The sequence below is a fragment of the Luteimonas changyuni genome (genome assembly GCF_039548395.1).
Taxonomy (GTDB): Bacteria; Pseudomonadota; Gammaproteobacteria; order Xanthomonadales; family Xanthomonadaceae; genus Luteimonas.
On the sequence record NZ_JBCLUZ010000004.1, the window covers coordinates 57,596 to 81,176 of the forward strand.

Genomic DNA, 23,581 nt, shown 5'->3' on the forward strand with positions numbered 1-23,581 from the left:
TCTCCCATCAGAACCAGATTCGAACGCCGGCGACGATCCGGGTGTCGTCGATGTCACCGGACTGCGCGCGACGTTGGTCCGCCGTGCCCCCGTAGGCACGCTCCCACACCACCCCGACGTAGGGAGCGAACTGCCGATGGAACTCGTAGCGCAGGCGGAAACCGGCTTCGACCTTGCTCAGCCCGCTGCCGATTCCAACCGCCGGATCGTCCTTGCTCCAGGCTTCGCCCTCGACCAGCCACTGGCCGATCAGCCGGTTGGTGAACAGCATTTCGTACTCGGCTTCCGCCCCGATCCCGACCTGGCCGGACTCGCCCAGGTACGCCGTGGCTGAGACTTCGAACATGTACGGTGCCAGACCGATCACGCCGAGCGCCGCATAGGTGCGGGACGGGCCGCCACCAAAGCCAAAGTCATGGCGGACACCGGCGACCGCATCCCACCAGCGGGCGATGGCGCGGCCGTACAGGACCTCCACGTCGGCGGACTCGGTGGATCCACCAACGCGCTCGCCCTCGCTGCGCAGCCAGAGCCGGTTCAAGTCGGAGCCGACCCAGCCCATCGCTTCCCAAGCCACACCGGTGCCGTCTTCATCCGCGTCCCACACCTCAAGCCGATCAAGCGCCCAATAGGAGTGGATCGATTCGCCGTGCATCAGGTGCTCGTCGAGGTCCTGGAACGCCGCGGCGCGATCAGCCGGCGTGACGACAGGAATAGGCTCGTGTGGTTCGGCCGTGGCCGGGAGATCCTGGCTGGCACCTGCCTGGTGGCCCATGGAAGCGTGGTCCATGCCCGAGTGGTCCATGTTCGATCCATCCATTCCAGAGTGATCCATCGAGGAATGGTCCATCGTGGAGTGATCGCTGCCGGCAGGGTCCGCCGCCCCCTGTTTCATGGCGCCGTGGTCCATGTTTCCGTGGGCCATGGATCCGTGATCCTGCGTTCCATGTTCCATCGGTGCCACCGGCGGCTTTGACGGGGTTGCGTGGTGCGCATGGTCGCTGGCTTGTGGGTCAACCGGCTTGGCCAGCGACTGTGTGGCAGTCGGCTTCGATGCCGGATGGTGCGAGGCGTGATCTGTCTCCTGGCCCCACGCCGGCGCGACACCGGCAGCGAGGAGCAGCACGGTGGCCAGGCCGAGGGGGAGCGGGTGGCGGCGGGACAGGGTCATGGCGTTCATTCCTCCACCCGCACTTCGCGGAACATGCCGGCTTCCATGTGATAGAGCAGGTGGCAGTGGTAGGCCCAGCGGCCGAGCGCATCGGCGCGTACCCGGTAACTGCGCTTGGTGCCTGGCGGCATGTCGATGGTGTGCTTGCGCACCATGAAGTTGCCGGACTCGTCCTCGAGATCGCTCCACAGGCCGTGTAGGTGGATCGGGTGCGACATCATCGTGTCGTTGACCAGCACGATCCGCATGCGCTCGCCATAGTTCAGCCGCAGTGGCTCTGCGTCGGCGAACTTCAGTCCGTTGAACGACCAGGCGAAGCGCTCCATGTGGCCGGTCAGGTGCAGCTCGACCGTGCGGCTGGGTTCGCGGCCGTCCGGGTCGCGGAACGTGCTACGCAGATCGGCGTAGGTCAGCACGCGTCGGCCGTTGTCGCGCAGGCCAATGCCCGGATCGGCCAGCTTGGGCACGGGTGTCATCGTCTGCATGTCGACGAGGGGGTTGCCGGCTTCGGTGGCCGGGTGCTGCTGCATTCCGCCAGCGCCGTGATCCATGCCCGCCATGCTTCCGCCGGCCATTGCGCTTCCGGCCATCGACGACATGTCGTGGCCGCTGTGGTCCATGCCAGCCATTGCGCTATTGGACATCGAGGACATGTCGTGCCCGCCGCCGCCCATTCCGCCGTGGCCCATGTCGTCCATGGTGAGGAGCGGCTTGGGGCCGACGTCGGGCACAGGCGCACGCAAACCGTCCCGGACGGCGAGGGTGCCGCTGATGTAGCCGCTACGCCCCAGGTCCTGCGCGAAGATGGTGAACGCATCCTGCCCGGTGGGTTCGACGATGACGTCGAAGGTCTCGGCGGTGGCAATGCGGAACTCGTCGACCGTGACCGGATGCACGTACTGGCCGTCGGCCGCGACCACCGTCATCTTCAGACCCGGGATGCGCACGTCGAAGTGCGTCATCGCGGAGCCGTTGATGAAGCGAAGGCGGACCTTCTCACCGGACCGGAAGAGGCCGGTCCAGTTGCCGAGCGAGGTCGTACCGTTCATGAGGAAGGTGTAGGTGTTGCCATTGACGTCCGACAGGTCGGTCGGCGTCATCCGCATCGCACCCGCCCACATCTTGCGGTCTTCGACCGTGGGGGCCCAGCCGTGCTGCTTCACGTCGTCGAAGAAGTCACCGACCGTCTGCTTGGCGTAGTTGTCGAAATCCGATCGCTTCTTGAGCCTGGCAAACAGGTGGCGCGGATCGAGGTCGGTCCAGTCCGACAGCATGACCACGTAATCGCGGTCATAGGCGAAGGGTTCGGGCTCGAGCGGCTCGATCACCAGCGGCCCATACAGGCCGGCCTGCTCCTGAAAACCGGAGTGGCTGTGGTACCAGTAGGTGCCGCCCTGCACGACGTTGAAGCGGTACTGGTAGGTTTCGCCGCGGTTGATGCCGTCGAAGCTCAGCCCGGGCACGCCGTCCATGTTGGCCGGCAGCAGGATGCCGTGCCAGTGGATCGATGTCTGGTTGCCATGGATCGAGCCGGGGGGCAGGGCATTGCGGACCCGCAGGTTGACGGTGGTGCCCTCGCGCCAGCGCAGTAGCGGCGCCGGAATCGAGCCATTGACCGTGATCGCCGGGCGCGTGGCACCGGTGAAATTCATCGGGGTCTCGCCGATGGTCAGGTCGAAGTCGGTGCCCGAGAGCACGTTGGGTACGCCTTCGGCCTTGACGGCCCAGCTGGAACGGGGCCATAGGCCGAGGGCTGCAACGGCGCCTCCGGCGGCAAGGCCTTGGACAAAGTGGCGGCGCGACGGAGCGGACAGCCCCTCGGCGCGGCCGAAAAGATCGGATGACATGGGAACTCCGGGAAAATGTCGAGGGCTCGCGAGGCGAGCGTTACCCTGTCGATGCGGAGCAGCGAACAGGGTCCATCAGCGCCTTGAAAGGCGCATAGCGACACTTAGCCGATCGGAGGTCGGAAGAGATTGGTCAGTGCAGCGGACGCGTGCACCGACAGGAACGATTCGGCAGTTTGCCGGTACCGGACGGTGAAGTCGGCGAGTGCCGACTCGGCGAGTGCTGCAGAACAATGATGCATGCACGCACAGCAGTTGTCCGTCTCACAGCAGTCGTCCAACGGCGGTGCTGTCCCGGTCTGGTCAGCGGCCTGCGGGTGATGGTCGTCGTCGGTCACCGGAGCGATCGCTCCGGCCCCGTGGCAGGCGGCCGTAGCCTCGGACACTGTCTGCGACGCCGTCACAAGGTCGGCGTCGCCCGTCGAGTCGCGCAGGTGCTCCATGTGCATGGACGCACCAGCGATGCCCGGACCGTTGGCCAGCAGGGCAACGATCAGGAACAACCGCATCAGGAGTGCGCGGAGAGGCATGCACTCAACTATACAGGCACATGTAAACTGCAGATGAATACACTCGGCAACGCGTGCGTATAGATAGCGGGTCGGCAGTATTCGTGGGATGCCGTGTTCGATAACTAAGCCGCTGGCGGCGACGTTTATTTCGCCGTCGTGCGCGGTGGCTTGCGGCGCTGCGGCTCGGCCGCCGGGCTGAAGCGCTCGAGCAGCTCTTGCGTCGCTTCCAAGCGTGCGCTGACTCGCGCGGCCTCGGCCTGGACCTGCTGCCGATGGGTGCGTTCCTGCTCCAATGCGTCGCGTGCGCCGGTTAATTCGCCCCGCAGCGTGTCCAGGCGGTGTGTGTCGTCGGCCCAGCGGGTCTGCAGCGCGGTGTGTTCGGCGGCCAGCAGCTTCAGGCCGTCCAGCGCCTGCTGCTGCCCTGTAGCGTCTTCGCGGGCTTGGCGCAGGTCCTGTTCCAGCCGCCCGTTGAGCTCGAGCAGGCGCCCGGCGTCGCGGTTGAGCTGCAGCAGCTCGTGGTTCTTTGCGGTCAGTGTCTCGTTGGCCTGGCGCAACGCGACCTGCAGTTCCTGCACCTGCTGCTCGTGCCGACGCTGCTCCTGCTCGCGCTGCTCCCGCACCGAGGTGCGGTAGTGCTCCACAACATCAAGTTTCAGCGCGCAGGCGGTTGAGTTTGCTCGATCGGTGGAGCGAATCGTGTTGGTGGATGGCACCACGCTTTCAGCGGCACTTCCTCCGCGGCAATCAAGCAGTTGGCAGAGTGCGGCCGGGATCGCTCTGTTCCACCCCCGCCCAGCACTTCGCATAATGCACATTATGTAAAGTACAGGACGGACGCCAGCGGCGCCCCTAGGCGGAGCCCTCCAACGCAGACGCCAGGTACTCCGCCGTCCGGCTGCCCCGCACCTTGGCCACATCCCGCGGCCGCCCCTCGGCGACGATCAGACCTCCGCGTTCACCCGCATCCGGGCCCATGTCGATCACCCAGTCCGCCTGCGCCACCACGCGCATCTCGTGTTCGATCACCACCACTGAATTTCCGGCCTCCACCAGCCGGTGCAGCTGCACCATCAGACGGTCGACGTCGGCGGCATGCAGGCCGGTGGTCGGCTCGTCGAGCACGTACAGGCTGCGGCCACGCTGGCTGCGCTGCAGTTCGGTGGCCAGCTTGATGCGCTGGGCCTCGCCTCCGGACAGCTCTGTGGCCGGCTGGCCCAGGCGCAGGTAGCCCAGGCCGATCTCGCGCAGCAGGTGCAGCGGGCGGGCGATGGCACCCTGCTCGCTGAAGAACTCTCCGGCCTGCTCCACCGTCATGCCCAGCACCTCGGCGATGTTGCGGCCATTCCACCGCACCTGCAGCGTGGCCTCGTTGTAACGGGCGCCATGGCAGGTGGGGCACGGCGCGTGGACGCTGGGCATGAACAGCAGCTCGACGCTGACCACGCCCTCCCCTTCGCAGGTCTCGCAGCGGCCCTTGGCGACGTTGAATGAAAACCGCCCGGCGTCAAAGCGGCGTCGGCGGGCTTCGGGCGTGGCGGCAAACAGCTTGCGCACGTGGTCGAAGAGTCCCGTGTAGGTCGCCAGGTTGGAGCGCGGCGTGCGGCCGATCGGCTTCTGGTCGACCTGCACCAGGCGCTGCACCGCATCGATGTCGCCAGCCAGATGCCCGCGCGTGCGCTCGATCGCCGACGGCGCATCGGGGGCCTCGTCGTCGCTGTCCTCGGGCTCGTGGCCCAGGTGCAGGCGGACCAGTTCGGCAAGGGCCTGTGCGATCAGGCTGGACTTGCCCGAGCCGGAAATGCCGGTGACCGCGGTCAGCACGCCCAGCGGAATGCGCGCGTCCAGCCCGTGCAGGTTGTGGCGGTGCAGGCCCTGCAGCTCCAGCCAGCCGGAGGGGGCGCGCTCATGGCTGTCCGGCGCCGGGGTGGTGCCGAACAGGTACTGCGCCGTGCGCGACGTTTCGATCGCCGCCAGCCCTTCCGGCGGTCCGCTGTACAGCACTTCCCCGCCGCGTTCGCCGGCATCGGGGCCGACATCGACCAGCCATTGCGCGCGGCGCATCAGCTCGAGGTCGTGCTCCACCACGAACACCGAATTGCCGGCGTCGCGCAGCTGCTCCAGCGCGTCGTACAGCGCCTGGCTGTCGGCCGGGTGCAGGCCGGCGGACGGCTCGTCAAGCACGTAGACCACGCCGAACAGGTGCGAGCGCAGCTGGGTGGCCAGTCGCAGGCGCTGCAGTTCGCCCGGCGACAGCGTAGGCGTGCTGCGATCCAGCGACAGGTAGCCCAGCCCCAGCGCCTGCAGGGTATGCAGGCGGCCGATGACGCCTTGCGCAAGGCGCTGTGCGGCCAGCCGTTTCTCCTCGGACATCGCCGGGGTACGGCGCACGTCGGGCGCTGCGGCATGGGTGGCCTGCTTCGCGGCGGCGCGCCTGGCCCGGTCGCGTCCGGTCGCGCTGGCGCTGGTGCTGCCCTCGTCGGCGTCGACGGGAAACGCGCCCTCCGCGATCGGCTGCAGCAGCTCCACCACCCGATCAAGCGGCAGGCGCGAGAACTCGCCGATGTCGACCCCGGCAAACGTCACCGACAGGGCCTCGCGCTTGAGCCGCTTGCCGTCGCACTCGGGGCACGGCCGGCCCTCCAGGAAGCGCGAAACGCGCTTCTTCATCAGCGCGCTCTGGGTGGTGGCAAACGTGTGCAGCACGTAGCGGCGCGCGCCGGTGTAGGTGCCCATGTAGCTGGGCTCGGCCTTGCGCTTGAGCGCGGCGCGGGTCTCGGCCGGGGTGAAGCCGGCATACACCGGCGCCGTCGGCGTCTCCTCGGTGAACAGGATCCAGTCGCGGTCCTTCTTCGGCAGCTCCTTCCACGGCTTGTCGATGTCGTAGCCGAGCGTGACCAGGATGTCGCGCAGGTTCTGCCCGTGCCACGCCGGCGGCCACGAGGCGATCGCTTTCTCTCGGATGGTCAGCGACGGATCCGGCACCATCAGCGCCTCGGTCACCTCGTACACGTGGCCGAGACCGTGGCAGCGCGGGCACGCGCCCTGCGGCGTGTTGGGCGAGAAGTCCTCGGCGTACAGCATCGGCTGCCGGGGCGGGTACGCACCGGCGCGGGAATACATCATCCGCACCAGGCTCGACAGCGTGGTCACGCTGCCGACGCTGGAGCGCGCATTGCCGGCGCCGCGCTGCTGCTGCAGGGCGATGGCGGGCGGCAGGCCCTCGATGGAGTCGACATCCGGCACGCCGGCCTGGTCGATCAGGCGCCGCGCGTACGGCGCCACCGACTCGAAGTACCGGCGCTGCGCCTCCGCATAGATGGTGCCGAACGCCAGCGACGATTTGCCCGACCCCGACACGCCGGAGAACACCACCAGCTGGTCGCGCGGTACGTCGAGGTCGACGTCCCGCAGGTTGTGTTCGCGCGCACCGCGGACGCGCACGCAGCCGTCGTCACAGGCGATGGCGGGGGCGGCAGCCCTGGCGGACGACCTGCCGGCGGCACGGGATTTGGGCGCGCGCGACGTGACCATCAGGCGCTCCCGCCCAGGTCATCCAGGATCGGACAGTCCGGCCGCTGGTTGCCATGGCACCGCCGCGCCAGCTCTTCAAGCGTCCGCTGCATGGCCTGCATCTCGGCGATGCGCTTGCCCAGATCCCGGGCATGGTCCAGCGCCAGCGACTTGACCTCGGCGCTGGCGCGCGACCGGTCCGACCACAATGCCAGCAGGACTTCGATCTGCTTCATCGAAAAGCCCAGTGCGCGCGCACGTTTGACGAAGCGGAGCCGATGCACGTCCTGGCTGCTGTAGAGGCGGTAGCCGGCCGCGGTCCGCGCTGCTTCGGGGATCAATCCGATGCTCTCGTAGTGGCGGATCATCTTGGCGGTGACTCCGGACAGGCCGGCGGCCTCGCCGATGTTGTGGAAGCCCTGCCCGCGTGCTTCGCCAAGCTCCGGCGGCGGTGGCTTACGCGACACGACCCGCCTCCCCGCCGGCCTCGGGGGACGCCGGCCGCCAGCGCTTCAACAGCAGCGTATTGCCCAGCACGCTCAACGAAGAGAACGCCATGGCCGCGCCGGCGAAGATCGGGTCGAGCAGGCCCATCGCGGCCAGCGGGATGCCGACCACGTTGTAGGCGAAGGCCCAGAACAGGTTCTGGTGGATCTTGGCGGTGGTGCGCCGGGAGACGTCGATGGCATCGGCCACGAGGGTGATCGAGGGGCGCATCAGGGTGACCGCGGCGGCGTGCATCGCCACGTCGGTGCCCGAGCCCATGGCGATGCCGACGTCGCTGGCCGCCAGTGCCGGGGCGTCGTTGATGCCGTCGCCGACCATGGCGACCACGCCCCGTGCCTTGAGCTTGCGGACCACTTCAACTTTTTGTTCCGGACGGACGTTGGCGTGTACCCCGTCGATGCCGAGGCTGCCGGCAATGCTGCGCGCCGCACCTTCGTTGTCGCCCGAGATCATGACCGTGTGGATGCCGAGCCGGTGCAGGCGCGAAACGGCGGCGCGCGCGCCGTCACGGGGCTCGTCGCGGAAGGCCAGCAGACCGATCACCCGCACCGCATCACCCTCTCCCGCTGCCAGCCAGGACAGGGTGTGGCCGCTGCGCTCCAGCTCATTCGCGCGGGTGGCGAGGTCGCCGACATCGGCCTTGATCTCTTGCATCAGCGCCAGGTTGCCAAGCCACGTTTCGCGGCCGTCGACGCGTCCCTTCAGGCCACGTCCCGGCAGGGCCCGGGTATCGGAGGCCGCGGCCACCGGCGTCGCTTCACGCAGCACGGCCCGGGCCAACGGGTGCTCGCTGCCGCTCTGCAGCGCGGCGGCCAGCGCAAGCAGCGCTTCGCGTTCGCCGATGGCGGGGATCGCTTCGACCAGGCGCGGCTCGCCTGCAGTGAGGGTGCCGGTCTTGTCGAAGGCCACGACCCCCACCTTGTGCGCAAGCTCGAGCGCTTCGGCGTCCTTGATCAGGATCCCGGAGCGTGCAGCAACGCCGGTGCCGGCCATGATTGCGGTAGGCGTGGCCAGGCCGAGCGCGCAGGGACAGGCGATCACCAGCACCGCCACGGCGTTGAGGATCGCGGCGTTCCAGTCCTGGGTCGCAAGGCCCCAGGCCAGCACGGTCACCACGGCGATGGCCACCACCACCGGCACGAAGATCGCGCTGACGCGATCGACCGCCTTCTGGATCGGGGCCTTCTTCGCCTGTGCGTCCTCGACCAGGCGGATGATGCGGGCCAGCGCGGTCTCGCTGCCGATGGCCAGGGTTTCGACCACCACGACGCCTTCGCCGTTGACGGCGCCGCCGGTGACCCGGTCGCCGGCGTCCTTGGCGACGGGAAGCGACTCGCCGGTGATCAGCGACTCGTCGGCGTGGGTGCGGCCTTCGCGCACTTCGCCATCGACGGGAAAGCGCTCGCCCGGGCGCACGACGACCATGTCCCCTACCCTCACCCGCTCGACCGCGACGTCCACGTCGCCGGCGGCGGTGCGCACGCGTGCGGTCGATGGCTTCAGCGCCTGCAGCGCGCGGATGGCTTCGGTGGTCTGGCGCTTGGCGCGCGCCTCGAGGAACTTGCCGAGCAGGATCAGGGTGATGATCGCAGCGGAGGCTTCGAAATAGAGCTCGGCGGAGCCCTGCAGCAGGTTGTGCACGCTCAGGCCGTAGCCGGCGGAGGTGCCCAGCGCCACCAGCAGGTCCATGTTGCCGGTGCCGGCGCGCAGGGCGTGCCAGCCGGCGCGGTAGAAGCGCGCGCCCAGCCAGAACTGCACCGGCGTGGCCAGCGCGAACTGCAGCCAGCCGGGCAGCATCCAGTGCTGGCCGAAGAGCATCCCGGCCATCGGCAGCACCAGCGGCGCGGTCAGGATGGCGGCGATGAGCAGGTGGCGGGCTTCCTTCGAAAGCGGCCGGCGGCCCGTGGTGGAGACGGGCTGATCCGCTGCGGCCGGCGTTGCCTGCGGAGGCTGCGCGACGTAGCCCGCGGCCTCCACGGCGGCCACGAGCTTCGCCACGTCGACTGCGCCGGCCGTGCGCACCCTGGCGCGCTCGGTGGCGAGGTTGACCGATGCCTCGATCACGCCAGGCACCTTCATCAGCGCCCGCTCGACCCGGCCCACGCAGGACGCGCAGGTCATGCCTTCGATGGCCAGTTCCGCTTCGTCCGTGGTGACGCTGTAGCCCGCCGCCTCGATCGCAGCGGCGATGTCCGCTGCGGCGGGCAGCGCCGGCCCGCGGACTTCCACGACCTCGGTGGCGAGGTTCACGCTGGCGTCTTCCACCCCCGGCAGCTGCTTCACGGCCCGCTCGACGCGACCCGCGCAGGACGCGCAGGTCATTCCTTCAACGGGGAGGCGCAGCTCGGTGCTGACTGTGGCGGTGGTCATGGACATGTCGCTCCTGGTTCGTACGCACAGCCTAATCCCTCCCACCATGGGAAGGTCAAGCGATCGCAGGGACCAGGGGTTCCAGGCAGCGCTCAACCGCCAGTCCGGGCGCACGCGGCCCAGACTTCGTCATCAAGCCGGCGCAACAGGTCGAACGTACGCTTCAAGCCGACACGGCGCAGCGTCTGCTCCCGGCGCTCGCGTGCGGCCTGGCAGCGGTCGGGTGCCGGTTTGCCGCGCGCCCGCGGCCGGGCGGGACGCGCGTTGCGCACGCCCGCGCGAACGCTCGGGCCGGCTTGCCGGGCAGCATTCACCTGTCGCGCCGCGGCGGCGGGCTCGGGAACGGCGTCATAGCGCTCCGCAAGCCGCTGCCCGTCGCCACATTCAGCGCTGGTGAGGGTGACGTGGCCGGCAGCGTCGATGCATTTCTGCACGGTCTGCGCCTGCGCAGGCCAGCCCGCGGCCGCCAGTGTTGCCATGGCCAGCAGTACCGCCAGCGATAGTCCATCCGTGGATCGATGACGCCCCATGTGGCCTCCTGCCGGTCGGGTCCCGTCGCCTCCGGCGCGCCACGTGGACGCGCCGGGCCTTGCTAATGCAGTTCGGCCTGCGCGACCGACACCGCCAGGCCTTCGCGGAAGCGCACCCTCAGCAGGTCGCCCACCTTGATCCGGCCCACGGCTTCGCGATGCTCGGGCGTCTCGGCGTGCAGCGTGCGGACGTTGCCGCTCGGGCCCTGCACGGTGAACGCCCCCGATGCCGCATCGACCTCGACCACCGCCGCCAGCACGGTCACTTCCTGTTCGCCCACCTGTCCGCCATTCGACGGATGCAGGCCTTCGCTGATGTAGGCGCCCGGCTCGGCGCTGCCGCCGGGCTGGATGTCGAACAGCACCGACCGGTGGTAGCGCACGTCGACCACGTCGCCGACACGAAGCTCATCGATTCCCGTGACGCGCGGATCGACCGGCAGCACGCGCGTCCCGGTGCCTGTGTCCAGGGTCACCAGGCGCTTCTCGACGTCGATGGCGGTGACGCTGCCGCGCACGGCGACCTCGGCCTGCACCATGGTCTCGACGTCGGACGAGGTGGCCTGCCCGGCCTCCGCGGACGGTTCGCCGGCGATCGCGGCGGAAGCCAGCGCGAGCGCCGCGGCGAGGGGAATCAGGTGGGCAAGGCGCTTGGTGTCCATGCTGGGCTCCAGGGTGCGGATGAACGGATGAATTGCGCATCGTAGCCGCTGCCAGCGTCGCGGTGCTTGAGCGCGGTCAAGGGGAGGTTCGGACTTTCCCGCGATCGCGGGCCACGCAAACCCTTGATCCGAATCAAGGCGCGCGCTCCGCGGCTGCTGCACGATCCCATCCCATGGACGCATCCCTCCCCTTCAGCGCCGAACTCCTGCGCCGCTACGACCGGCCCGGCCCGCGCTATACCTCCTACCCCACCGCGCCGCAGTTCAGCAACGCGTTTGGCGAGGAGCAACTGCGCGATGCCGCGGCCGCCAGCAATGGCGATCCCATCCCGCGCAGGCTTTCGCTGTACGTGCACGTTCCGTTCTGCGTCAGCCCCTGTTTCTACTGCGGCTGCAACCGGATCATCACCCGCGACAAATCGCGCGCCGGGACCTACCTCACGCGGCTGTATCGCGAGATCGACATGACCGCCGCGCTGTTCGATCGCGATCGTGAAGTGATCCAGCTGCATCTTGGCGGCGGCACGCCCAACTTCATGGGCCCCGACCAGATCGGCGAGCTGGTCGATGCGCTGCGCCGACAGTTCCACTTCGCACGCCCGGAAGAAAGCGACATTTCGATCGAGCTCGACCCGCGCTTTGTGTCGCCGGCCGACGTCGCCGAGCTCGGCCGGATCGGCTTCAACCGCGCCAGCTTCGGCGTGCAGGACTTCGATCCGGTGGTGCAGGAGGCGGTCAACCGCATCCAGTCGGTCGAGGAAACCCGCGCGGTGGTCGAGGCCTGCCGCTCAAGCGGCTTCCGCTCGGTCAACGTCGACCTGATCTACGGCCTGCCGAAGCAGAACCCCGAAGGCTTCGCGCGCACGCTGGATACGGTGGTCGAGATGCGCCCCGACCGGCTTGCGGTCTACGGCTATGCGCACTTGCCTGAAGTCTTCCGCCCGCAGAACCAGATCAAGTCCGGGGACCTGCCCAGCGCCGAGGAAAAGCTCGGCCTGCTGGAGCTGGCGATCACCAAACTGTCCGCCGCCGGCTACCAGTACATCGGCATGGACCACTTCGCGCTGCCCGACGACGACCTGTCCATGGCCCAGGCCCGCGGCAGCCTGCACCGCAACTTCATGGGCTACACCACCCACGCCGACAGCGACCTGGTTGGCCTGGGCGTGAGCGCGATCAGCCACATCGGCGACACCTTCAGCCAGAACCCGCGCGACCTGCCCTCCTGGCAGTTCGCGGTCGACGAAGGCCGGCTGCCGGTCTTCCGCGGCATGCAGCTGGACGAGGACGACGTGATCCGCGCCGACCTGATCCAGCAGCTGATGTGCCAGGCCGAGGTGCCGATGGACGCGCTCGAACGTCGACACGCCATTGATTTCAACGAGTATTTCTCCGAGGGGCTGGCGAAACTTGCGCCACTCGAAGCCGACGGACTGGTGCGCATCGAACCGGGCCGGATCAAGGTGACCGCGCGCGGACGGCTGCTCTTGCGTAACATTGCCATGTGCTTCGACCGCTATCTCGCCCCCGCCGCCGCCGAATCCGACACCCGGCCCCGCTTCTCCCGCGCCATCTGACGCGACGGGAGGCCTGTCCGTGGTGAACAAGATCGCGTTCCCGCGCGTCGATCCCAGCGTGCTGGCCGACGACGGCGACGCATTCCATTTCTGCTCGACCTGCGCGTTCTCCCAGGCCTGCATGGCCCAGGGCATGGACAAGGCATCGCTGGGCGAGCTGCACATGCTGGTCGAGCACGTCGGCCCGCTGCACGCCGGCGAGCACGTGTTCCGCGTCGGCGATCCCTTCGAAGCCATCGCGGCGGTGCGCGCGGGCACGGTCAAGACCTACGTCATCGATCCCAGCGGCCGCGAGCACGTGCTCGGCTTCCATTTCCCGGGCGAGGTGATCGGCCTCGACGGCATCGACGGCGACACCTATCCGTGCAACGCCGTGGCGCTCGACACGGTGATGCTGTGCCGGTTCTCGTTCCCGAAGATCTCGGTGCTGGCCGGCCGCCTGCCGGGCCTGCAGCAGCACCTGTTCCGGCTGCTCAGCCGTGACATCGGCCGCGCCGCCCTGCTTGCCGGCGACTGGACCGCCGACGAGCGCCTGGCCGCGTTCCTGGTGATGATGTCGCGCCGGCTGGCGGCACGCGGGTTCTCGCCCGACCGGTTCCAGCTGACCATGGCGCGCACCGACATCGCCAACTACCTGCGCCTGGCGCCGGAAACCGTCAGCCGCGTGCTCAAGCGCTTCCAGGCCGACGGCCTGCTGCGCGTGGATCGACGCGAACTCGAGATCATAGACCAGGCCCGCCTTGGCGCCCTGGCGACGCCGGTGCTCTGGAAACAGTAAGGCTTCTCGGGACGACTCGAAGGCCGCACGGCCGCGCATGCACCGGCCCCGCTCCACTGCTTGACCCAGGTCAGTTCCTTTTCCCACGCCAACCGCCACGATGACGCCGCCTTCACATGCGGAGAAACGTGCCAATGGATACAACCAAGCGGTTGTGGTGGGGGCTGGGTGCCCTGCTCACAGTGACGTTCGCGATCATGCTGTGGATGGGGCGCGAGATCCATCAACAGGCGCCCCCCCTGCCCACGGCCATCGTGACCGAAAGCGGCCAGACGGTGTTCACCAAAGAGGAGCTCGAAACCGGCCGCGTGGTCTGGCAGAGCTTCGGCGGCCAGCAGATCGGTTCGATCTGGGGCCATGGCGCGCTGATGGCGCCCGACTGGTCGGCCGAGTGGTTGCACAAGGAAGCCCTGGCGATTCTGGACATGCGCGCGCAGGCGCAGTACGGCAAGTCCTACGACGCACTTGCGGCGGATGACCAGGCCAGGCTCGAGGCACAGCTTCGCCCCGACCTGCGCGCCAACACCTACGACGAAGCCACCGACACGCTCGTGATCTCCGACGAGCGCGCGCGGGCGATCGACGTGGTCGCCGCGCACTACGACAGCGTGTTCTCCGGCGATCCCGCAGGCGCCGGACTACGCGAGGCCTACGCACTGCGCGAGAACCCGATCCCGGATGCAGAGCATCGCCGGCTGATGTCGGGCTTCTTCTTCTGGGCGGCCTGGGCCACGGTGACCGAGCGACCCGGCAGCGAGATCAGCTACACCCACAACTTCCCGCACGACCCCATGGTCGGCAACACGCCCACCTCCAGCAGCTTCATGTGGTCGATGTTCAGCATCCTGCTGATGATCGCCGGCATCGCGCTGCTGGTCTGGCATTACGCGGTCTGGCACGGCAAAGAGACACCGCTGGTGCCGCCCGCTACCGATCCCTCGCTGTCGATCAGGATCACTCCTTCGATGCGTGCGGTGGGCAAGTATTTCTGGCTGGTGATGGGCCTGTTCCTGGTGCAGATCCTGCTGGGTGCGACCACCGCCCACTACCAGGTGGAGGGCCAGGCGGCCTATGGCCTGCCCTTGGCCGAGATCCTGCCCTACACGCTGACCCGCACCTGGCACACCCAGCTGGCGATCCTGTGGATCGCGACGGCCTGGCTGGCCACCGGCCTGTATCTCGCGCCTGCGATTTCAGGGCATGAGCCGAAGTTCCAGCGCCTGGGGGTGAACTTCCTGTTCGTCAGCCTGATCCTGATCGTGGTGGGCTCCTTCGCCGGCCAGTGGATGGCGGTGATGAACAAGCTCGGCCTGGCCCGCAACTTCTGGTTCGGCCACCAGGGCTGGGAGTACACCGACATCGGCCGCTTCTGGCAGATCTACCTGTTCATCGGGCTGATGCTGTGGTTGGTGCTGATGGGTCGCGCCCTGTGGCCGGCGCTCAAGCGCAAGGACGAGATGTCCTCGATCGCAGGCCTGCTGTTCCTGTCGGTGGTCGCCATCGGCCTGCTGTACGCGGCCGGGCTGATGTGGCGCGAGCACTCGCACATTTCGATCATCACCTACTGGCGCTTCTGGATCGTGCACCTGTGGGTGGAAGGCTTCTTCGAGGTGTTCGCGGTCGCGGTGATCAGCTTCATCTTCGTCAAGCTGGGACTGGTGCGCGGGAGGTCGGCCACGATCGCGGTGCTGTTCGCAACCATCGTGTTCATGGCCGGCGGCGTGCTGGGCATGTTCCACCACCTGTACTTCGCCGGCACGACAACCGCGATCATTGCCGTGGGAGCAAGTATCTCGGCGCTTGAAGTGGTGCCGCTGGCGCTGATCGGCCTGGAGGCGTACGACACCTGGAAGACCGGCCGCGCCACGCCGTGGATGCAGCGCTACAAGTGGCCGATCATGTTCTTCCTGGCGGTCAGCTTCTGGAACCTGATCGGTGCCGGCCTGCTGGGCTTTCTGATCAACACCCCGATCGCGCTGTACTTCATGCAGGGCACCAACCTGACCGCGGCCCACGGCCACACCGCGCTGTTCGGCGTGTACGGCATGCTGGGCATGGGCCTGATGCTGTACTGCCTGCGCGGCCTGAAGCCCGACCTGGTCTGGCGCGAGGGCCTGATCCGCTCGGCATTCTGGTCGTTCAACATCGGCCTTGCGCTGATGGCGGTGCTGACCCTGCTGCCGATGGGGCTCCTGCAGTTGGAAGCCAACATCGAGCGTGGCTACTGGTACGCCCGTTCGGCCGAGTTCATGGGGCGTCCGATCATCGACGTGCTGGTCTGGCTGCGCACGCCGGGCGACATCGTGTTCGCGATCGGCGGGGTCCTGATGGCCATGTTCGTCGCTTCGCTGTGGCTGGCGCCGGGCCGGGCCCGCACGCCCGCCATGATCGGCGGCGAGGCGCACAACGAGGCCTGAGCAGCTTCGTGGAAGCAGCACCCGGGGGCGGACGCATGTCCGCCCCTTTTTCGTTCTGGCGGCGGCATGTCCCGCCGTGCGCGCGCCAGATGCGCGTTCGCGCTGACCTGGATCAAGGCCGTGACGCCGGCAGGCGGTCCACACTGGCCGCCATGGACACACGACCCGACCAGCACATGTCGCCGCGGCTCCTGGCCGTCGCTCCGCACCGCCTGATGTTCTTCGTCGGCGCCGGCAACGTCCTGCTGGCGATGGCCTGGTGGGCGGCGTGGCTCTTCGCGGCGCGCTGGCCCGACCTGCTGCGGATGCCGCAGCCCGATCCGTATGCCGGCTGGCTGCACGCCATCGTCATGCAGTACCAGATGCTGCCGAGCTTCATCTTCGGCTTCCTGCTGACCACATTCCCCAAATGGATGGGGCTGCCTGATGCCGCCCGCTGGCACTACCTGCCGGTGGGCGCCGGCATGTTCGGCGGCCAGCTCGCGGTGCTGCTGGGTGCGTTCGGCGCGCCCGCGGGCATCGAGGTCGGCGTGGCGATGACGCTTGCGGGCTGGGCGGCCGGCCTGTGCTTCCTCGGCGACCTCGTGCTGCGCGACCGCAACCGCACCTGGCATGCACGCTCGTGCCTCGCCGCGCTGCTGCTGGGCTGGCTGGGGCTGGCCGCATTCGGGGGCGGAATGCTGTCCGGCTCGCCGCAGTGGATGTTCGCGAGCATCAAGGTCGGCACCTTCGGACTGCTGCTGCCGGTCTACCTGACGGTGGCGCACCGCATGTTCCCGTTCTTCGCCTCCACCGTGGTGCCCGGCTACGCGCCATGGCGGCCGCTGTGGCTGCTGGCCGCGTTCTGGGCGTTCTGCCTGCTGCACCTCGGCCTGGAGCTGGTGCACGCCTACGCCTGGCTGTGGCTGGCCGACCTGCCGCTGATGGCGCTGTCGCTGCTGGCGCTGTGGCGCTGGTGGCCGCGTGGCCCCAAGCCCGGCATCCTGGCGGTGCTGTTCCTGGGCCTGGCCTGGCTGCCGGTGACCTTCGCGCTGTATGCGGTGCAGAGCCTGGTCTACTTCGCGGGCGACGGCTTCATCCTCGGCCGTGCGCCGGCGCACGCCTTGTTCGTGGGCTTTTTCGGCAGCGTGCTGGTGGCCATGGTGACCCGGGTGACGCAGGGCCATTCGGGCCGCAAGATCGAGATGCCGGCCGTGGCCTGGTTCGCCTTCGCGGCGATCCAGGTGGTCACTGTCGTGCGCATCCTGGCCGACGTCTCGGCCGACCCCGGTGCGTGGTGGGCCGTGGCCGCGACGGGCTGGCTGCTGGCGCTGGGACCGTGGGTGCTGCGGCTTGGCAGGATCTACCTCTCGCCGCGCAGGGACGGACGCCCGGGGTGAATCGATGATCGAGTTCTATCCGCAGATCAAGATGGTCCATGTGTCCACGGTGATCGCAAGCGGCCTGCTGTTCGCGCTCCGTGGCCTGCTGGTGCAGGCGGGCATGCAGCGCTGGGCGCTGGCGGCTCCCGTGCGCTATACCAGCTACGCAATCGACACCACGCTGCTCACCGCCGCGCTGATGCTGCTCACCATCCTGCCCGGCGCGATGTTCGGCAATGGCTGGCTGGCCATGAAGCTCGTATTGCTGGTGGTCTACGTGGTCCTGGGCGTGTTCGCCCTCCGGCGCGGACGCACGCCGCGCGCACGCATCGCCAGCTACGTGGCCGCGCTGGCGGTGTTCGGCTTCATCTATTCGATCGCCCGCACGCACCACCCGGGTGGAATCGCCTGGATGTTGCTTGCTGCTTGACCCGTGTCATGGGCCCGGGCGCACGATCCCGGGATACTGCATCCACGGCCCCGCGGCGCCTGCCGCGCCTGCCGCGCCGGCCGCGGGGCCGTGGACCGGCGGGTCGCGCCCCTTTCCCGATGCGGGAGCCTATAATGTGCGAATGCAGCATCCGCCGGTGCGCGGTTCCGTCCGGCCCATGCGCGCAACGCTTCGCGGTGTCAGCCGAAACAGGCCCCGGCATTGACTGTGATCAAGTCCAGGCGTGGGCGGACACCGGAAAATAGACAACCAGCAAACCAAGGTCACGTGCCCATGTCCTCGACCCCAGCCACCGCGACGGCCCCGGCCGACATCAGCGGTTCCGACGCAGCCAGGTCCGGCTTCTACAACGACAAGGTGGTGCGCCAGTTCACCATCGCCACCGTGGTCTGGGGCATCGTCGGCATGGCGGTCGGCGTGTTCATCGCCGCCCAGCTGTACTGGCCGACCCTTGGTGAAGGCATCCCGTGGCTCAGCTACGGCCGCCTGCGCCCGCTGCACACCAACGGCGTGATCTTCGCCTTCGGCGTCAGCGCGCTGTTCGCGACCAGCCTGCACGTGGTGCAGCGCACCTGCCACGTCCGCCTGATCTCGGACAAGTTGGCCTCCTTCGTGTTCTGGGGCTGGCAGGCGATCCTGGTGGCCGCGGTCATCACCCTGCCGCTGGGCATCACCCAGAGCAAGGAATACGCCGAGCTCGAGTGGCCCATCGACTGGGCGCTCGCGGTGGTATGGATCGCCTACGCTGTGCTGTATTTCGGCACGATCGTCAAACGCCGGGTGCAACATATCTACGTCGCCAACTGGTTCTTCGGCGCGTACATCATCACCATCGCCCTGCTCCACATCGTCAACAACATCGCCATCCCGTCCGGCTGGGACAAGTCGTATCCGGTCTACAGCGGCACGGTCGATGCCATGGTGCAGTGGTGGTACGGACACAACGCGGTGGGCTTCCTGCTCACCACCGCCTTCCTCGGCATGATGTATTACTTCGTGCCCAAGCAGGCCGGGCGCCCGATCTACTCCTACCGGCTGTCGATCGTGCACTTCTGGGCGCTGATCGCGGTCTACATGTGGGCCGGCCCGCACCACCTGCTCTACACCTCCCTGCCCGACTGGGTGCAGTCGGTGGGCATGGTGTTCTCGCTGATCCTGCTGGCCCCCAGCTGGGGCGGCGCGATCAACGGGATCATGACGCTCTCCGGAGTCTGGTACAAACTGCGCACCGACCCGATCCTGAAGTTCCTGATCGTGGCGCTGTCGTTCTACATGATCGCCACCTTCGAGGGCCCGATGCTCTCGATCAAGACGGTCAACTCGCTGTCGCACTACACCGACTGGACCGTGGGCCACGTGCACGCCGGCGCCCTCGGCTGGGTGGCGATGATCACCATCGGCTCGATCTACTCGCTGATGCCGCGCGTGCTTGGCCTGAAGGAGATGCATTCGGTCAAGTGGATCGACACGCACTTCTGGCTGCACACCGTCGGCGTGGTGCTGTACATCGCCTCGATGTGGATCGCCGGCGTGATGCAGGGCCTGATGTGGCGCGCCACCAACGCCGACGGCACGCTGACCTACAGCTTCGTCGAATCGCTCAACGCCACCTATCCCTACTACCTCGTGCGCTTCGGCGGCGGCCTGCTGATCCTTGCCGGCATGGGCCTGATGGCGGTCAATACATGGAAGACCTTCCAGGCGGCCAAGGACCCGGTGCCGCAGCCGGTGTTGCCGCCAGACCCCTCCGACGCCCGCGCTTCGACCCAGGCAGCCTGACATGACGGATAAAAAGACCCCGGCGCCGTCCAACGGCCACCAGAAGATCGAGAAGAACATCGGCCTCATGATCGGCCTGATCGCCGTCGCCGTGTCCTTCGGCGGCCTGACCGAAATCGTGCCGCTGATGTACCAGGCCGAGGCCATCGAGCCGCTCGAGGGCGTCGAGCCCTACCCCGCGCTGGAGCTCGCCGGCCGTGACGTCTACGTCCGCGAGGGCTGCTACAACTGCCATACGCAGATGATCCGCACCCTGCGCTTCGAGACCGAACGCTACGGCCACTATTCGCTGGCCGGCGAATCCGTCTACGACCGCCCGCACCAGTGGGGCTCCAAGCGCACCGGGCCCGACCTTGCGCGCGTCGGCGGCCGTTATTCCGACGACTGGCACCGCGTGCACCTGGTCGATCCGCGCGCGGTGGTGCCGGAATCGAACATGCCGTCCTTCCCGTGGCTGGCCACCACGCCGGTCAGCGGCGAAAAGGTCACCCGCAACATGCGCAACCTGCGCCGCATCGGCGATCCTTACAGCGACGAGGACATCGACGGCGCCGCGGCGGTGGTCGCCGGCAAGACCGAGCTCGACGCCGTGGTGGCCTACCTGCAGGGCCTCGGCCTGCACGCACCCGCGGTCACATCGGCTGCAACGCCGACCGCGGCGGACGTGGAGGGAGCGCAATGATCGGCGGGCTGGTCACGCTGTCCCTGCTGCTGCTGTTCGTGGGCGGCTGGATCTGGGTCTGGCGGCCTTCGCACAAGGCCGAGTTCGACGCAGCCGCGCAGCTGCCCCTTGAGGACGATTTCCTGGAGCCCCGGCAATGAGCACAGGTTGGAGCATTTACGTCATAGCACTTGTGCTGCTGAACATCGGCGGCCTCTGGTACCTGCTGGCCTGGACAAGCCGCCGCCGCCCGGGCGACCCCAAGCCCGAGGAAACCAGCCACGTCTGGGACGGAGACATCACCGAATACAACAAGCCGCTGCCGCGCTGGTGGATCATCGGCTTCTACCTGACCATGGTATTCGCGGTCGGCTACCTGCTGTGGTACCCGGGCTTCGGCAACTTCAAGGGCTTTGGCGGCTGGACTTCGGCGGGCGAACACGACGCCGACAAGGCGAAGCAGGACGCGATCCTCGCGGTGACCTTCCAGCCCTACGACGGCCAGCCGATTTCCACGCTTGCCGCCGACCCGCGTGCGGTCGAACTCGGGCGGGCGATCTTCGCCAACACCTGCGCGACCTGCCACGGATCCTCGGCGCAGGGCGCGGTGGGCTATCCAAACCTGACCGACGACATCTGGCACTGGGGCGGTTCGGAAGATGACATCCTCACCAGCATCCTCGACGGCCGCCAGGGCGTGATGCCCGAGTGGGGCACGGTGCTCACCGGCATGGGCGGTGACAACGCGGTGCTGTCGGTCGCCACCTATGCGCGCTCGCTTGCAGGCGAAGTGCCCGCCAGCGACTTTTTCGCCGCGCAGGGCAAGGGCCTGTACGAAGGCGTCTGCGTCGCCTGCCACGGCATCGACGGAACCGGCAACCAGGCCCTCGGCGCGCCGGACCTGACCGACGACTACGCCATGTACGGCAGCTCGGTGGAATCGATCATGGAAACCATCAACCAGGGTCGCCACGGGGTCATGCCGGCGCACCGCGAACTGCTCGGCGAGACCCGCGCCCGCCTCGTGGGTTCGTATGTCTGGTCGCTGTCGAACAATGCCGCGACCGGGGAGCCGCAGGCGGAGAACCAGTGAGCCACACCCCCACCCCCGCCTTCGACCACCCGCCGCGCCCCATGGCGCAGCGGGTGGGCGCGATCCTCTGGCCCAGCTTCTTCGCGGCCGGCGTGGCGACGATGGTGTTCTTCGCCTTCGTCGACCCGCTGGTCCTGCGCGACATCACCTTCCCCGGCGTCGAGATCAGCCGCAGCCTGGGCTATTCGATCGCCTTCTTCATGTTCTGGGTCGCCACCGCGGCCTCGAGCCTGTTCACCTGGTACCTCCTGCGGCCCTCAAGCCGCTTCAACAGGGCACTCCCCCGAGAAAAATGAGCCGTCGCATTCCCCTGGAGCTTGCCGAGGACAACGGCGGCTCGATGTACGTCAGCGAGCGCAAGGTGTATCCGCGCGAGGTGTCCGGACGCCTGAACACCCTGCGCGTGGCGGCCGTGTTCTGGCTGCTGGGCATGTTCTACGTGTTCCCCTGGCTGCGTTGGGATGATCGCCAGGCGGTGCTGTTCGACCTGCCGGCGCGCAAGTTCCACGTCTTCAGCCTGACCTTCTGGCCGCAGGACTTCCTGTTCCTGGCGCTGCTGCTGATCATCGCGGCGCTGGCGCTGTTCTTCTTCACCGCGCTGGCCGGGCGCCTGTTCTGCGGCTATGCCTGTCCACAGACGGTGTGGACCGAGGTCTTCCTGTGGATGGAGCAGTGGACCGAGGGCGACCGCAACAAGCGCATGAAGCTCGACGCCGGCCCGTGGAACCGCGAGAAGGTGCTGCGCAAGGGTGCCAAGCACGCGCTGTGGCTCGTGTTCGCGCTGTGGACGGGCTTCACCTTCGTCGGCTTCTTCACGCCCATCGGCGACCTTGCCGCACGCCTGCCGCGGCTTGAATGGGGCGGCTGGGAAACCTTCTGGGTGCTGTTCTACGCGCTCGCCACCTGGGGCAACGCCGGCTTCCTGCGCGAGCAGGTCTGCAAGTACATGTGCCCCTACGCGCGCTTCCAGAGCGCGATGTTCGACCGCAACACCCTGATCATCGCCTATGACCCGATGCGCGGCGAGCCGCGCGGCCCGCGCAAGCGCGGCCTGGGCAGCATCGCCGCGCGCGGTCGCGCCCTGCTCGACCAGATCACCGCCTACGACTACGTGTTCCGTTCCGCGCTGCACCCGACAGCGGCCGACAACCGCGTACAGGCGGCCGGCACGATCACCCTGGGCGAAGCCGGCCAGGTCGCCGAGCCGCTGCCGAAGTTCGCGCCCGACGAGTTGGGCGACTGCATCGACTGCACCATGTGCGTGCAGGTCTGCCCGACCGGCATCGACATCCGCAACGGCCTGCAGTACGAGTGCATCGCCTGCGGTGCCTGCATCGATGCCTGCGACTCGGTGATGGACAAGATGGGCTTCGAACGCGGGCTCATCCGCTACAGCACGCAGAACGCCATCGACAGCAAGCCGACGCGCGTGCTGCGCCCACGGGTGCTGATCTACGGCGTCGTGCTGGTGGCGCTGGTCATCGCCTGGGTGGTGGGCGTGAACACCCGCAGCCCGCTGATCGTGGAAGTACTGCGCGACCGCAATGCGCTCTACCGGGTGGTCGGTGGCGGCCAGGTCGAGAACGACTACACCCTGAAGGTCGTCAACAAGAGCGACGATGCCGCGACCTATCGCATCACGATCGACGGCGCCGCGCCCGGCATCGAGCTCCGCGGCGGCGGCCTTGACAGCGTGCCGGCCGCGGCGCAACAGGTGATCAGCGTGCCGGTGGTGGTGACCGCCCCGGACTCCCTTGCCGGCCGCCAGCCGCTGCAGTTCCGGGTCGAGACCGTCGATGGCGGGACCAGCGAGACGGTCGACAGCAGCTTCTTCGGGCCCATCCAATGACAGACGAAAACAACAAGCGCCCCTTCTGGCGCGAACCGATGATGTGGCTGGTGATCGGCCTGCCGCTGGCTTCGGTGATCGCGGGCTTCATCCTGCTGGGCCTCGCGGCGCGTGACTCCAGCGACGCCGTGGGCGACGTGGTCCAGCGGACCGCGCGGATGCAGGTCGCCGACCTGGGCCCGGACGCCCGCGCCCGCGACCTGCGCCTGAGCGCGATCATCCGCATCGACGAGGGCTATATCGAAGTACTGCCGGTGACCGGCGACTTCGCGCGCGATGAGCCGCTGCGCGTGGTGCTGCGCCATCCGGCCCTGGCCGCCTCCGATATCGAGCTTCGCGCCGAGCCCAGCGACAACGGCTGGCGCGCGGACGCCACGGTCGGCCTGGACAACGACTGGAAGCTCGAGCTGATGCCCGAGGGCAGGCTCTGGCGCCTGCAGGGCCGGATGCCCAAGGGACAGCGGGCGGCCCACGTGAAGCCGGCCCTCTCCGGCGAGCAGGAGTGA

At 68.1% G+C, this 23,581-nt stretch carries 21 protein-coding genes and 1 pseudogene; 13 read left to right on the forward strand and 9 right to left on the reverse strand.

Annotation, left to right across the window (positions count from 1 at the left end; genetic code table 11):
• Nucleotides 1-7 precede the first annotated feature (7 nt).
• From WCD84_RS02700 to WCD84_RS02715, 4 genes are all read right to left on the reverse strand, one after another.
• The gene (locus WCD84_RS02700) at nt 8-1,171 is read right to left on the reverse strand and encodes a copper resistance protein B (RefSeq protein WP_343280330.1); all 1,164 of its coding nucleotides are present in this window, start codon (nt 1,169-1,171) and stop codon (nt 8-10) included.
• A gap of 5 nt (nt 1,172-1,176) precedes the next feature.
• Entirely contained in the window at nt 1,177-3,018 is a 1,842-nt protein-coding gene (locus WCD84_RS02705; RefSeq protein WP_343280331.1) for a copper resistance system multicopper oxidase, read from the reverse strand.
• Nucleotides 3,019-3,122: 104 nt separating this feature from the next.
• The gene (locus WCD84_RS02710) at nt 3,123-3,527 is read right to left on the reverse strand and encodes a CopL family metal-binding regulatory protein (protein WP_343253950.1); all 405 of its coding nucleotides are present in this window, start codon (nt 3,525-3,527) and stop codon (nt 3,123-3,125) included.
• A gap of 146 nt (nt 3,528-3,673) precedes the next feature.
• Nucleotides 3,674-4,243 carry an integrase gene (locus tag WCD84_RS02715; protein WP_343280332.1) on the reverse strand — a complete coding sequence of 190 codons (570 nt, stop codon included), beginning with the start codon at nt 4,241-4,243 and terminating at the stop codon, nt 3,674-3,676.
• Here WCD84_RS02715 and WCD84_RS14335 point away from each other — a divergent pair.
• Nucleotides 4,209-4,352 (forward strand): annotated as a pseudogene (locus WCD84_RS14335) (hypothetical protein); the annotation flags it as partial. The gene WCD84_RS02715 and the pseudogene WCD84_RS14335 overlap by 35 nt on opposite strands.
• 27 nt (nt 4,353-4,379) lie before the next feature.
• On the opposite strand, the gene WCD84_RS02720 reads toward WCD84_RS14335, so the two are convergent.
• The 5 genes from WCD84_RS02720 to WCD84_RS02740 form a co-directional block, all read right to left on the reverse strand.
• Nucleotides 4,380-7,061: an excinuclease ABC subunit UvrA gene (locus WCD84_RS02720; protein WP_343280333.1), complete on the reverse strand. Its 2,682-nt coding sequence runs from the start codon at nt 7,059-7,061 to the stop codon at nt 4,380-4,382.
• Nucleotides 7,061-7,507 carry a Cu(I)-responsive transcriptional regulator gene (gene cueR / locus WCD84_RS02725; RefSeq protein WP_343280334.1) on the reverse strand — a complete coding sequence of 149 codons (447 nt, stop codon included), beginning with the start codon at nt 7,505-7,507 and terminating at the stop codon, nt 7,061-7,063. Before cueR ends, WCD84_RS02720 begins: the two co-directional genes overlap by 1 nt.
• On the reverse strand, nt 7,497-9,917 hold the full coding sequence (locus WCD84_RS02730) for a heavy metal translocating P-type ATPase (RefSeq protein ID WP_343280335.1): 2,421 nt from the start codon (nt 9,915-9,917) through the stop codon (nt 7,497-7,499). Before WCD84_RS02730 ends, cueR begins: the two co-directional genes overlap by 11 nt.
• Nucleotides 9,918-10,009: 92 nt before the next feature.
• Complete coding sequence (locus WCD84_RS02735) at nt 10,010-10,396, reverse strand: hypothetical protein (protein ID WP_343280336.1); 387 nt, start codon at nt 10,394-10,396, stop codon at nt 10,010-10,012.
• A 113-nt stretch (nt 10,397-10,509) separates the two neighbouring features.
• A complete protein-coding gene (locus tag WCD84_RS02740) occupies nt 10,510-11,109 on the reverse strand; it encodes a hypothetical protein (protein WP_343280337.1) in 600 nt (199 codons plus the stop codon).
• Between the two features lie 173 nt (nt 11,110-11,282).
• Between WCD84_RS02740 and hemN the strand changes: the two genes are divergently transcribed.
• From hemN to WCD84_RS02800, 12 genes are all read left to right on the forward strand, one after another.
• Entirely contained in the window at nt 11,283-12,686 is a 1,404-nt protein-coding gene (gene hemN, locus WCD84_RS02745) for an oxygen-independent coproporphyrinogen III oxidase (protein ID WP_343280338.1), read from the forward strand.
• 22 nt (nt 12,687-12,708) lie between these two features.
• The gene (locus tag WCD84_RS02750; RefSeq protein WP_343253941.1) at nt 12,709-13,464 is read left to right on the forward strand and encodes a helix-turn-helix domain-containing protein; all 756 of its coding nucleotides are present in this window, start codon (nt 12,709-12,711) and stop codon (nt 13,462-13,464) included.
• Nucleotides 13,465-13,598: 134 nt separating this feature from the next.
• Complete coding sequence (locus WCD84_RS02755; protein WP_343280339.1) at nt 13,599-15,881, forward strand: nitric-oxide reductase large subunit; 2,283 nt, start codon at nt 13,599-13,601, stop codon at nt 15,879-15,881.
• A gap of 152 nt (nt 15,882-16,033) precedes the next feature.
• The gene (locus tag WCD84_RS02760) at nt 16,034-17,260 is read left to right on the forward strand and encodes an NnrS family protein (RefSeq protein WP_343280340.1); all 1,227 of its coding nucleotides are present in this window, start codon (nt 16,034-16,036) and stop codon (nt 17,258-17,260) included.
• A 4-nt stretch (nt 17,261-17,264) separates the two neighbouring features.
• Nucleotides 17,265-17,672 carry a SirB2 family protein gene (locus tag WCD84_RS02765; RefSeq protein WP_343280341.1) on the forward strand — a complete coding sequence of 136 codons (408 nt, stop codon included), beginning with the start codon at nt 17,265-17,267 and terminating at the stop codon, nt 17,670-17,672.
• Between the two features lie 294 nt (nt 17,673-17,966).
• Nucleotides 17,967-19,472 (forward strand): cytochrome-c oxidase, cbb3-type subunit I, encoded by a 1,506-nt coding sequence (ccoN, locus tag WCD84_RS02770; RefSeq protein WP_343280342.1) that lies wholly within the window; start codon nt 17,967-17,969, stop codon nt 19,470-19,472.
• A 1-nt stretch (nt 19,473) separates the two neighbouring features.
• A complete protein-coding gene (gene ccoO / locus WCD84_RS02775; RefSeq protein WP_343253936.1) occupies nt 19,474-20,154 on the forward strand; it encodes a cytochrome-c oxidase, cbb3-type subunit II in 681 nt (226 codons plus the stop codon).
• Nucleotides 20,151-20,294, forward strand: coding sequence for a cbb3-type cytochrome oxidase subunit 3 (locus tag WCD84_RS02780; protein WP_343253935.1), 144 nt, complete (start codon nt 20,151-20,153; stop codon nt 20,292-20,294). The genes ccoO and WCD84_RS02780 overlap by 4 nt, the downstream gene beginning before the upstream one ends.
• On the forward strand, nt 20,291-21,226 hold the full coding sequence (ccoP, locus tag WCD84_RS02785) for a cytochrome-c oxidase, cbb3-type subunit III (protein ID WP_343280343.1): 936 nt from the start codon (nt 20,291-20,293) through the stop codon (nt 21,224-21,226). The genes WCD84_RS02780 and ccoP overlap by 4 nt, the downstream gene beginning before the upstream one ends.
• Nucleotides 21,227-21,267: 41 nt before the next feature.
• Nucleotides 21,268-21,522: a hypothetical protein gene (locus WCD84_RS02790; protein ID WP_343280398.1), complete on the forward strand. Its 255-nt coding sequence runs from the start codon at nt 21,268-21,270 to the stop codon at nt 21,520-21,522.
• A complete protein-coding gene (locus WCD84_RS02795; protein WP_343280344.1) occupies nt 21,519-23,075 on the forward strand; it encodes a 4Fe-4S dicluster domain-containing protein in 1,557 nt (518 codons plus the stop codon). Before WCD84_RS02790 ends, WCD84_RS02795 begins: the two co-directional genes overlap by 4 nt.
• Nucleotides 23,072-23,581: a FixH family protein gene (locus WCD84_RS02800; protein ID WP_343279394.1), complete on the forward strand. Its 510-nt coding sequence runs from the start codon at nt 23,072-23,074 to the stop codon at nt 23,579-23,581. Before WCD84_RS02795 ends, WCD84_RS02800 begins: the two co-directional genes overlap by 4 nt.

What these genes read in the sequence shown, in the direction of transcription:
- WCD84_RS02700 (WP_343280330.1), bottom strand. Translation starts at nt 1,171, where the DNA reads ATGACCCTGTCCCGCCGCCACCCGCTCCCCCTCGGCCTGGCCACCGTG.
- WCD84_RS02705 (WP_343280331.1), bottom strand. Translation starts at nt 3,018, where the DNA reads ATGTCATCCGATCTTTTCGGCCGCGCCGAGGGGCTGTCCGCTCCGTCG.
- WCD84_RS02710 (WP_343253950.1), bottom strand. Translation starts at nt 3,527, where the DNA reads ATGCGGTTGTTCCTGATCGTTGCCCTGCTGGCCAACGGTCCGGGCATC.
- WCD84_RS02720 (WP_343280333.1), bottom strand. Translation starts at nt 7,061, where the DNA reads ATGGTCACGTCGCGCGCGCCCAAATCCCGTGCCGCCGGCAGGTCGTCC.
- WCD84_RS02730 (WP_343280335.1), bottom strand. Translation starts at nt 9,917, where the DNA reads ATGACCACCGCCACAGTCAGCACCGAGCTGCGCCTCCCCGTTGAAGGA.
- WCD84_RS02735 (WP_343280336.1), bottom strand. Translation starts at nt 10,396, where the DNA reads ATGGCAACACTGGCGGCCGCGGGCTGGCCTGCGCAGGCGCAGACCGTG.
- WCD84_RS02740 (WP_343280337.1), bottom strand. Translation starts at nt 11,109, where the DNA reads ATGGACACCAAGCGCCTTGCCCACCTGATTCCCCTCGCCGCGGCGCTC.
- hemN (WP_343280338.1), top strand. Translation starts at nt 11,283, where the DNA reads ATGGACGCATCCCTCCCCTTCAGCGCCGAACTCCTGCGCCGCTACGAC.
- WCD84_RS02755 (WP_343280339.1), top strand. Translation starts at nt 13,599, where the DNA reads ATGGATACAACCAAGCGGTTGTGGTGGGGGCTGGGTGCCCTGCTCACA.
- WCD84_RS02760 (WP_343280340.1), top strand. Translation starts at nt 16,034, where the DNA reads ATGGACACACGACCCGACCAGCACATGTCGCCGCGGCTCCTGGCCGTC.
- WCD84_RS02765 (WP_343280341.1), top strand. Translation starts at nt 17,265, where the DNA reads ATGATCGAGTTCTATCCGCAGATCAAGATGGTCCATGTGTCCACGGTG.
- ccoN (WP_343280342.1), top strand. Translation starts at nt 17,967, where the DNA reads ATGTCCTCGACCCCAGCCACCGCGACGGCCCCGGCCGACATCAGCGGT.
- ccoO (WP_343253936.1), top strand. Translation starts at nt 19,474, where the DNA reads ATGACGGATAAAAAGACCCCGGCGCCGTCCAACGGCCACCAGAAGATC.
- WCD84_RS02780 (WP_343253935.1), top strand. Translation starts at nt 20,151, where the DNA reads ATGATCGGCGGGCTGGTCACGCTGTCCCTGCTGCTGCTGTTCGTGGGC.
- ccoP (WP_343280343.1), top strand. Translation starts at nt 20,291, where the DNA reads ATGAGCACAGGTTGGAGCATTTACGTCATAGCACTTGTGCTGCTGAAC.
- WCD84_RS02790 (WP_343280398.1), top strand. Translation starts at nt 21,268, where the DNA reads ATGGCGCAGCGGGTGGGCGCGATCCTCTGGCCCAGCTTCTTCGCGGCC.
- WCD84_RS02795 (WP_343280344.1), top strand. Translation starts at nt 21,519, where the DNA reads ATGAGCCGTCGCATTCCCCTGGAGCTTGCCGAGGACAACGGCGGCTCG.
- WCD84_RS02800 (WP_343279394.1), top strand. Translation starts at nt 23,072, where the DNA reads ATGACAGACGAAAACAACAAGCGCCCCTTCTGGCGCGAACCGATGATG.